The organism is Mesorhizobium sp. M0898 (assembly GCF_040319695.1).
Classification (GTDB): Bacteria; Pseudomonadota; Alphaproteobacteria; order Rhizobiales; family Rhizobiaceae; genus Mesorhizobium.
In genome coordinates, this window is record NZ_JAMYOE010000085.1 from 1 (window position 1) to 9,629 (window position 9,629).

A 9,629-nucleotide genomic window follows, 5' to 3' on the forward strand; every position below is an offset into this window, starting at 1 on the left:
GACGCTCCCTCTCTTACGGTGGCTGTCAAACACCACCATTCTGGCACATCGATGCCGTCGAGGGGGCGTCCACCCCATCACTATCGGGCTGGACTTCCGGACACTCCTGTCGCGCCTTGTGGCGACCGGGCTTGAAAGAAGCCAACCAGGTATCTGTAACGTGCCTTGCGAGCTGACCTTGGGAAGTTTCCCCGAGCGAGGCGAATAGGGAGCAACGGCCATGGAGCTCAAGGCCGTCCGATCGCTGATCGGTCTAGCTGCCCGCATCATTGTATGGCCCATTCAGCGCAGGAGCCGATCTATCTCATTAGGCACAGTGATCCCTAGCTTGGCCGACCGATCCACCGCACAATTTCATAGGCAGGCATCGGTCGGCGAAAGCCCTTCAGCGTCAGTTCGCCAACGGCGACGGACTCAACCAGGGATTCGACGGCACCAACGACCCGCTGGCTGACGAGAATCTGGCGTGGCCTGGCTTCCTCGCATAATCGGGCGGCGTGGTTCGACACTGTGCCTATCACTGCATAATCGGCGCGCTGATCGAAACCGATCCGCCCGATGGTTGCATGCCCTCGGGCGATGCCGATTCCGAAGCCGAGCAAGTGATCGCGCTTGCGCCATTGCTCTGAATGCTCGTCAATCGCATCACGCATCGCCGCAGCCATGCGGACGGCTCTCTCCGTATGGTCGGCGCAGGGCAGTGGATCGTTGAAAACGACGACGATACCGTCGCCCACGAATCGCTCAAGAGTTCCCTCGTAGCGGACGATTTGTTCACCAAGACAGGCGTGGTATTCGCCAAGAACCGCCATCACCTCCTCAGGTTCGGCAGTCTCGGCGAAGGCTGTAAAGCCGCGTAGATCGCAGAAAACGACGGTCACCTCGCGGCGGTGACTTTGCAGAAGCGTGTCGCCATTTCCCGCCGCAAGGATGAGGTCGGCGACTTGCTCGGGCAGGAAACGCCGGAGCCGGCCCATTCGCTCGATCTCGATCACCTGCTCCGCCAGGGTCTGCTCGAGCGAGCGGTTCCAATCGGAAAGCTGCACGGCTTGGCTTGCGACGGTATCGTGAAGCGCCTTCTGGCGCAGCATCGAGCGCACCCGCGCCAACAGCGCCTGGTGCTCGAAGGGCTTTGTCAAATAGTCATCGCCCCCGGCGTCCAGCCCCTCGACCACATCGCGCGTGTCGGCTTTTGCGGTGACAAGAATGACCGGGATCGATCGCAGCGAGAGATCCTGCTTCAGCATACGCACCACGCTGATGCCGTCGAGCTTCGGCATCATGATGTCGAGCAGGATCAGATCCGGCGTGAGATCGCGGGCCTTACCAAGCCCCTCTTCACCATTCGCGGCAGTCACCACTTCGTAGCCATTCGCCTCGAGCCGCATGCGAAGGATCTCAAGGTTCTCCGGGGTATCGTCGACCGCGAGAATGCGAGGCGGATCGTGCAAGGTACCGTCTCCCCTCAGGAAAGGAACTGACGAATCTCGGCGAGCAGCTGGCGCGGACTGAATGGCTTGGCAATGTAGCCATCGCACCCTGCAGCAAGGGCCTTCGCCTCGTCGCCCGACAATGCATAGGATGTGACGGCAATGATCGGGATGTGCCGCAGCGCCGGATCGGCCTTTATACGGCGGGCCGCTTCATACCCGTCGATTACCGGCAGCTGAATGTCCATGAGGATCAGGTCTGGCTTCTCGGCCGCAGCAGCAGCGACGCCGGCGGCACCGTCCGCCGCCTCGATCAACTCGTATTCGGTGGTGGCGATGAGATCGCGGATGATCTGCCGGTTGTCCTCGGTGTCTTCCACCATCAGGAATTCGTTTGCTCATGCCGCCCTCACTTCCTCATTCACCCGGATTGGTATCTTCAGCCGGAATGTCGATCCTGACCCGAGCACGGACTCGACGTCTATGGTCCCACCATGCATTTCGACGATGCGCTTTGTGATCGCCAGGCCGAGACCTGTGCCACCCTTCTGCCTGGTGCTGCTGTTGTCGACCTGCTGGAATTCTTCGAAGATGAGACCCTGGTCCTTGGACGCGATGCCGGGACCTGTATCCCGGACGGTGATCTCGAAATGTCCGTCTACCGCGCCGGCAAGAATGTCGACCGCACCCGTTTCGGTGAACTTGACGGCATTGCCTGCAAGATTGAGCAGGACCTGCATCAAACGGCGTTCGTCCCCGCGGCCGATTGGAAGGTTTTCGGCAACAGTCGTTGAAAGCTCAAGACCCTTCGCTCGTGCCAGCGGCTCGACAGCCGTAACGGTCAATCGAACAATCTGCGCGACGGAGTAGTCCTCGATCGCCAGCGTGAGCTGGCCGGCTTCGATCTTGGAAAGGTCGAGTACGTCGTTGATGAGCCCGAGGAGGTGGCGGCCGTTTGCCTGCACGCGCGCGACGGTCGTCTTCGCCTTGTCCGGGAGTTCGCCGTAGATGCCGTCGACCAGCAGTTCTGTGAAGCCCAAGACCGAATTGAGCGGTGTTCTGAGCTCGTGGCTCATATTCGCGAGGAACTGGGACTTGTGGCGGCTGGCGGTCTCCAGCTCCCGGCCTTTCTCCTCGATCTCGCGGAACAGCATGGCATTCTGGATCGCGAGCACCGATTGGGCTGCGAAGGTCTCCAGCAGGTGGACGACTTGCTCATGGAAGGCACCTGGCTTGTGGCGCCTGACGACCAGTGCACCTACGATCTTGTTGGGCCTCAGCAGCGGAACGATCAGGATACCGCGATATCCGGCATCGACGATCGTCTTTCTTACAAGGAAGGATGAGGTCTCCTGGCCGAGGTCGGGAAACTGCACCGGCATGCAGCGCCCGGGTGCGTCGCCGATCCCCATGTCGGCCAGCCCGATCGTCTGGTGTGAGACTGCGGCGATAAGCTCATCGCTCATACCGAAGTTTGCGCGCGGACGGAATTGCTGCCGCGTGCTGCTGAACACGTAGATGGTGCCAGCATCCGTCTCCGACAACTGGACCGCTTTGGCGACGATTGTTTTCAGCACCGTGTCGAGATCCAGCGTCGAATTGACCGCCTTGCTCACCTCACCAAGCGCCTCGAGCTCACCAACAGACGCGGCAAGCTCGCGCGTTCGTGACTGCACCGCCTCGAACAGCCGCGCATTTTCGATGGCGATCACCGCCTGGTCGGCGAATGTCTCGACGAGCGCGATCTCCTTGGGATTGAAAGATCGCGGCTCAACCCTCGTCATGACGAATACGCCAACGAGATCACCTTCCCGCAACAGCGGGGCAGCGAGGACGGTGCGGAACCCGCCTGCCTCAGCGATCAGGGCCACGCGGTAGTCCGGATCAGCGGTCACGTCTTCGATTTGCACGATCCGACGTTCTTCGATTACGCGCCCTACGGCGGAGCCTCGGCCTGCGGCAAGCGCTGGAAGTGGATTGGCGTCGACATAAGCGCGGAAACTGGGCGGGTAGCCATGCGTCGACACATAGCGGAATACGCCATCCAACAACTGCACGATACCACCCTTGTCGGCACGGCAGAGCCTGACAGCCGATTCCACCAACGTATCGAGCACGACCTGTAGATCGAAGGTAGAGCGGCTGATGACCTTCAGAACATCTGCAGTGGCTGTCTGCTGCTGAAGGGCCTCGTCGAGCTGCTGGGTGCGCGTCTCAATCTCCTGATATAGGCGCCCCAGCTGGTCGGAGGTCTGGTTGACGTTAGCGGCGAGCACTCCAAGTTCGTCGCGATTGGCGACGGCAACGTGTTGGGCGAAGTCGCCGGCCGCTATCTCACTGAGACGCGTCTCGATCTTCTTGACCGGTTCGATCAACGACCATGAGATTATGTAGCCAAGCGCAAGCGCGAGCAGGATGCTGCCCACAGCGAAAGCAACCACGACCAGTTGAGAGGTGCCGTAGGCCCCCTCGCTCGCTTCGATGGCCACGACCATGTCGGCTTCGGCCATGTTGACCAACTGGTTCGTCAGCCGCTCGAGGCGGTCGGCCGACGGCATGATCTCGTCCAGCTGAACCTTGCGCGCTTCGTCCGTGCGACCGGCGCGGAAGAGCTCCGCGACACGCGTCACGCCGGCCGCGAGCCGTTCGTATTCCTGTCGGACCTGGCCCAGCACCTCCGCTTCAGTTTCAGCGACGAACTCCATGCGGTCGAGGTCGTAGCCAAACTGGTTGAGCTGGCGCAGCGCCCCATCCAGCATCCGGTTGTCCTGAAGCAACAGGGCGGTGGAGATGCCGTAGAGCTGGGTGGTCGTATCGTGCTGTACCTGGCGATAGGCCGCGATCCTGCGCTGCAGCTTGATCAGCTCGTTGGTCTGATCGTTGACCCCACTCAGCACCTGCAACCCGACGGCCCCGAGCACGATCAGCAGGCCGACGATCGACAGGAACGCGATCAAGAGCTTGGTCTGGACGCGCGCCGGCAGCCGGGCAACCCAGCCAACGAGCCGGTTCGTTATGCTATTTGGATTCGTCCAAGAGGCTGACAAGGTCATCCCGGAACTCCTCCAAGTCGAACCGGACGCCAAGATACTGTACTCGCAAGATGCCATTGGGGTCTACGAGCGACGTCAGCAAGGTATGGTCGACATCTCCGTTCACCGTTTTCTTCGCGATGACGCCGTATTTCCGTCCAACCTCATGGACAATCGCCGGATCACCGGTAAGAAACGACCAGCCCTTCAGATCGGCGCCAAAATTCTGCGCATATTCCTTCAAAACATCGGGCGTGTCGCGCTCCGGGTCGACGGTGATCGAAACGAAGGCGATTTGGGGTCCGAACGCATTACCCAACTCCTCCTGCACGCTGGCCATATGGGCGGTCAGCATGGGGCAGACGTCGGTACAGTGCGTATAGATGAATGAGACGGCGACCACCTTGCCGCGAAAGTCGTGCAGCGACACGCGCACACTATCCTGCGATACCAAGGTAAAGTCCGGCGCCTGTCCGATCGTCGGCAGGCGCTCGTCGTGCCGCGCGTCGTGCGCGTGTGCCGGCCCGGCCATCAGCGCCAGCACCAAGATGCGCGCCGGCCACTCGCTCACGTTTTCATCTCGCGCTTGATCTCGTTGAGGAGGCGCCAATCCGTGCCGTTGGCGATAATCTTGTTAGGGCCGGCCTCAATGAAGCCGACTTCGTTCATCCGCAGTGCGTAGAAGCGCATCGTGTCTTCGGGGTCGAACTCCCGCCACACGTCGTAGCGCGCTTCGCGCAAGCCCTCCAATGCATAGTCGTATTGATCGGTGAACTTGCCGTCGACCGATAGTTGCGCAGCCAGTTGCGGATCCGACACGCAGATGTCGGCGCCCTTGAGGATGGCTCGCAGCACGCGTTTGGTCGCCACCGGGTGTCTGTCGACATAGTCCGCGCGGCCGGCAAGCATGCAGCAGTAGTGTTGCGACCATGGCCGGTCGACGGTCGTATTAAGGATTGTGTGGCCGACGTTCCGGGCGCGCTGCTCCTGCGGCTCGGGTGGCACCGCCAGAAAGGCATCGACCTTTCCTTCGTTAAATAGTTGCATCGAGCTGACATCCGGGTTCGCGACCCACTTGAGATCGGTGGCGGGATCGAGACCGACATAGGCGGCCATGAGGGTTACGAGCATGTGCGGAGCTGAGGTCAGCGCGAACACGCCCACCCTCTTGCCCTTGAGGTCGGAGATGCTGTTAATGCTTTCGTTGACGATCAGTTCGAGGCAGCCGGAGTGCAGGCCGGTGACCACCTTTATCGGCATGCCGGCCTCGATCGCCATGATGTGCGGTGGCGGAAAGTCGGTGGCGAAATCCAGTTCGCCGTTTGCGAGCATCGCGAACGGATCGGAGTCGGCGGCCAAGTCTATGTAGCGTACATCGGTGAACCCTTCGGCCCGCAATAACTCCCCGGCGATATTCTTGGGTGCTTCGCAAAGGGCGCGGAACGTCCTTGGCAAACGCACTGTCGTGGTCTCTGGCGCCGGCTCGGCATGAGCCGATGTCGGCACGTTGACGAGACCCGCGGCGCCGACCGCCGACAGGCCCATCATGAAGTGGCGGCGGCTCTGGACAATCTCCATGTCACGTCTCCTCTCCCTCGGCACGAGCAGACTCAGCCTTTCATCTCGCGCTTTACCTCGTTGAAAAAGCGCCAATCGGTGCCATTCGCGATGATCTCGTTCGGGTTCGACTTGACGATGCCGGCTTCATGCAACCGTAACGAGAAGAATCGGACCGTATCCTCGGGATCGAAGTCGCGCCAATCGGAGTATGGGAGCTCGCGGAGCGACTGCACGGCGTAGTCGTATTGTTCGGTGTGTCCGCCATCCACCAAGAGGCGTGCCACCCGTTCCGGTTCGGCCGCGCAGATATCGGCCGATTTGATGATGGCCCGGATGACGCGCTTGGTGGCAACTGGATTTTTCTCGGCATACGCGGCGTTGACCGCCAGCATGCAGCAGTAATATTGCGACCACGGCCGGTCCTTGGAACTGTCGAGGATGACGTGGCCGACTTTGCGGGCGCGGAGGTCTTGAGCCTCAGGCGGAAAAGCCAGGAAGGCGTCGACCTTGCCATCGGCGAAGAGCTCCGCCGGCTTTGCCTCGCCGACGATCCATTCGATGTCGCGTTGCGGATCGAGGCCGACATAGGTCGCCATGGCACTGACGAAGATATGCGGATCCGACGATAGATTGCCGCCGACGCCGACTTTGCGGCCCTTGAGATCTGTGATGCTCTTGATGTTCTCGCGTCCGAACAACTCGTAGCAGCCGACATGGACTCCGGAGATCACCTTGATCGGGGCGCCAGTGTCGACCGGAATGATTAGGGCCGTGGCAAAGTCAATGCCGAAGTCGATGTCCCCGCGCGCCAGCATCTCGGTCTGGGCCAAACCGGCCTCGGCGGCCACGAAGCCGAAATCTGAGAACCCCTCTGCGCGGATCAGATCCTCGGCGACGTACTGCGGAGCGATGCAGATACCAGGCGCCGCCGCAAAGCGGGCGGTCGTGGTTTCAGGTGCCGCTTCGGCGGCGGCCGCGTTGCGGCCCTTTGCAAGACCCGCGGCTGCGAGCGCAGACAGGCCTGTAAGGAAACGGCGACGGTTCTGGACAATCTGCACGAGTCTCTCCTTCCCTTGAAAAGGCAACGCGTATTGGCGATAGGTCTACGTCTTCAGCTCTCGCTTTAGCTCGTTGAGGAAGCGCCAGTCTGTTCCGTTGGCGATGATCCTGTCGGGTGTGGACCCGATCAAACCGATTTCCTTCAGCCGCAGCGCATAGAAGCGGACGGTGTCAGTTGAATCGTAGTCCCGCCATTTCCGGTAGGGCAACTCGCTGATCGCTGCGAACGCGTCATCGTAGCGGCTGGCGAATCCGCCCGCGACCAAGCGCTCGGCAACCAAGGCCGGCGCGGCGGTGCATAGATCCGCGGCCTTGAGGATGGCGCGCAGCACCCGCTTGGTAGCAACCGGATGCGCGGCCACAAAATCGCTGTTGCCGGACAGCATGCAGCAAAAATATTGCGACCAAGGTCGGTCCACTGTGCTGTTGACGATCACGTGCCCGACCTTGCTGCGCCGCAATTCCTGCGGGTCCGGCGGAAAGCCCAGGAATGCATCGATTTCGCCCCGCGCGAACAGCTCCTTGGGCTTGACCGCCGGGTCCACCACCCAGTTGATGTCGCGCGCCGGATCGAGCCCGACATAGGCGGCGATGCTGGCGAGGAACAGATGCGGCCCCGAACCGAGCCCCTGGACGCCGACGTTCCGGCCTTTCAGATCGACGACGCTGTCGATCCCGTGCTTGGCAAACAGCTCGAAGCAACCGGGATGGACGCCGCCGAGCAGAGTGAGCCGCGCACCGGAGTCCAGGGCGACGATCGAATTTGTCACGAAGTTGAGGCTAAAGTCGATCTCGCCATTCGCCACCGCGGAGGCCGCGGCCGCACCGGGGCCTGCCGCGACATAGGCAATCTCGGTGAAGCCCTCAGTGCGCAGCAGGTCCTCTACAACATACTGTGGCGCCACGCAGATGCTAGGGATCTTGGCCAAGCGAATGCGTGTGGTCTCCGGCCCTGGCTCGGCAAGAACTCGAGTTGGAGCGCCGACGAGGCTTGCGGTGCCGGCAGCCGTCAGGCCGGCCAGGAAGCGCCTGCGGCTCTGAATGATTTGCATGTCTACGTCTCCCCTCGAGACCAGATGGGATCAGGTTTTCAGCTCACGCTTCAACTCGTCGAGGAAGCGCCAGTCCGTTCCGTTGGCGATGATCTGTTGTGGGCTGGACCTGATCATGCCGGTCTCCTGCATGCGCAGTGCGTAGAACCGCAAGGAGTCTTCGGGATCGAATTCCCGCCAGCGGTCGTACCGAATGTCCTTCAGAGTTTGGAGCGCGTAGTCATAGCTGGTCTCGAAATCGCGATCGACCATCTGCTGGGCCACACTTTCGGGATCTGACACGCAGAGGTCGGCGGCCTTGAGGATGGATCGCAAGACCCGCTTGGTCGCCACCGGGTATCTTGTCACATAGTCCGTCGTGGCCGAGATCATGCAGCAGAAATACTGCGACCACGGGCGGTCGACGGCATTGTTGAGGATCGTGTGGCCGATCTTCTTGGCGCGCAGCTCCTGCGGCTGGGGCGGCGTCCCGAGGAATGCGTCGATCTTCCCTTCGACGAAGAGTTCCGTCGGCTTGACGTCGTTAGTCAAGACCCATTGGATATCGTTCACTGGATCGAGTCCGACATAGGCGGACATGAGGGACAGCCACACGTGCCGCGAGTTGTTGAAACCGTTCACGCCCACTCTCTTGCCCCGCAGATCCGTGACGCTGCGAATGCTCTCCTTGGCGATCAGTTCGAGGCATCCCGAGTGCAAGCCGGTCAGCACCTTGATCGGCACGCCGGCGGCGATCGACGCGACCTGGTTCGGCGCAAAGTTCACGGAGAAATCGGTCTCACCGCGTGCGATCCATACCGATTGGTTGACGCTTCTGTCGCCTTCTATGTAGCGGACATCGGTAAGACCCTCGGCGCGCATCAGTTCTCCGGCGATGTACGCACCTGCCCAACAGTAGGAACTACCGACCCACAGCGGCAGACGAACCGTGGTCGTTTCCAACGGCGGTTCCGCGTGGAGTGACCCTGGAACACCGACGATACCGGCAGCGCCTGCCATTGCAGCGCCGGCTAGGAACCGGCGGCGGGTTTGGATGATCTGCATCAGAACGCTCCTCTTCCGATTGGCAAAAGCAATACTGGCCGGAACCGAGGAAAAGAGGTTTCAGCAGAGGCAGATGGTCTGGTGAGCGCGACGAGTAGTTGTGGAACCTAGCGCGCCTAGTCCGATGCGAGAGTCTTGCGCTCTCAGTCGCCGGCTCATTTATTAGCAACAGACGATATGCCACGATACGCCCAATTTGCGTAGGTAGCGAGCGCAAAACTTGCTACGCCGAACGTCCCGCCAGCGCCTCGCTGTCATGGAGACTGTTTACGGGGTTGCGAATGGCCAGTTCAAGTTTGCTGCGGCCGGACCCACCCGCTGAACGTCCGCTATCGTTCTTCGGACGCCAAAAGCCGCCATTCCCCTGTCGTGAAGAGTTTCGGGCGCCGGCAGGCGTACGAAAGTCCCCGAGGAAGGAACCCGCGGGCCACAGGCGATGGTTATGGGGATTT

Annotated in this window: 8 protein-coding genes; all 8 read right to left on the reverse strand. The window is 61.2% G+C overall.

Features of this window, described 5'->3' with window-relative positions; genetic code table 11:
• Positions 1-323 precede the first annotated feature (323 nt).
• Genes NKH90_RS33565 through NKH90_RS33600 form a run of 8 tightly spaced genes read right to left on the reverse strand, consistent with a single transcriptional unit; the run spans position 324 to position 9,177 of the window.
• On the reverse strand, positions 324-1,451 hold the full coding sequence (locus NKH90_RS33565; RefSeq protein WP_352823570.1) for an adenylate/guanylate cyclase domain-containing protein: 1,128 nt from the start codon (positions 1,449-1,451) through the stop codon (positions 324-326).
• 14 nt (positions 1,452-1,465) lie between these two features.
• The gene (locus NKH90_RS33570; protein ID WP_352823561.1) at positions 1,466-1,813 is read right to left on the reverse strand and encodes a response regulator; all 348 of its coding nucleotides are present in this window, start codon (positions 1,811-1,813) and stop codon (positions 1,466-1,468) included.
• A 15-nt stretch (positions 1,814-1,828) separates the two neighbouring features.
• Positions 1,829-4,483, reverse strand: coding sequence for a GAF domain-containing protein (locus NKH90_RS33575; RefSeq protein ID WP_352819246.1), 2,655 nt, complete (start codon positions 4,481-4,483; stop codon positions 1,829-1,831).
• Positions 4,449-5,033: an SCO family protein gene (locus NKH90_RS33580; protein WP_352819248.1), complete on the reverse strand. Its 585-nt coding sequence runs from the start codon at positions 5,031-5,033 to the stop codon at positions 4,449-4,451. Before NKH90_RS33580 ends, NKH90_RS33575 begins: the two co-directional genes overlap by 35 nt.
• Positions 5,030-6,040 carry an ABC transporter substrate-binding protein gene (locus tag NKH90_RS33585; RefSeq protein ID WP_352823564.1) on the reverse strand — a complete coding sequence of 337 codons (1,011 nt, stop codon included), beginning with the start codon at positions 6,038-6,040 and terminating at the stop codon, positions 5,030-5,032. The genes NKH90_RS33580 and NKH90_RS33585 overlap by 4 nt, the downstream gene beginning before the upstream one ends.
• A 32-nt stretch (positions 6,041-6,072) precedes the next feature.
• Complete coding sequence (locus NKH90_RS33590) at positions 6,073-7,080, reverse strand: ABC transporter substrate-binding protein (RefSeq protein WP_352819252.1); 1,008 nt, start codon at positions 7,078-7,080, stop codon at positions 6,073-6,075.
• Between the two features lie 45 nt (positions 7,081-7,125).
• Positions 7,126-8,133, reverse strand: a complete 1,008-nt coding sequence (locus NKH90_RS33595; RefSeq protein WP_352823568.1) for an ABC transporter substrate-binding protein — start codon at positions 8,131-8,133, stop codon at positions 7,126-7,128.
• Between the two features lie 30 nt (positions 8,134-8,163).
• Positions 8,164-9,177, reverse strand: a complete 1,014-nt coding sequence (locus NKH90_RS33600) for an ABC transporter substrate-binding protein (protein WP_352542839.1) — start codon at positions 9,175-9,177, stop codon at positions 8,164-8,166.
• Between the last annotated feature and the right edge of the window lie 452 nt (positions 9,178-9,629).

What these genes read in the sequence shown, in the direction of transcription:
- NKH90_RS33575 (WP_352819246.1), bottom strand. Translation starts at nt 4,483, where the DNA reads ATGACCTTGTCAGCCTCTTGGACGAATCCAAATAGCATAACGAACCGG.
- NKH90_RS33600 (WP_352542839.1), bottom strand. Translation starts at nt 9,177, where the DNA reads ATGCAGATCATCCAAACCCGCCGCCGGTTCCTAGCCGGCGCTGCAATG.
- NKH90_RS33570 (WP_352823561.1), bottom strand. Translation starts at nt 1,813, where the DNA reads ATGGTGGAAGACACCGAGGACAACCGGCAGATCATCCGCGATCTCATC.
- NKH90_RS33595 (WP_352823568.1), bottom strand. Translation starts at nt 8,133, where the DNA reads ATGCAAATCATTCAGAGCCGCAGGCGCTTCCTGGCCGGCCTGACGGCT.
- NKH90_RS33585 (WP_352823564.1), bottom strand. Translation starts at nt 6,040, where the DNA reads ATGGAGATTGTCCAGAGCCGCCGCCACTTCATGATGGGCCTGTCGGCG.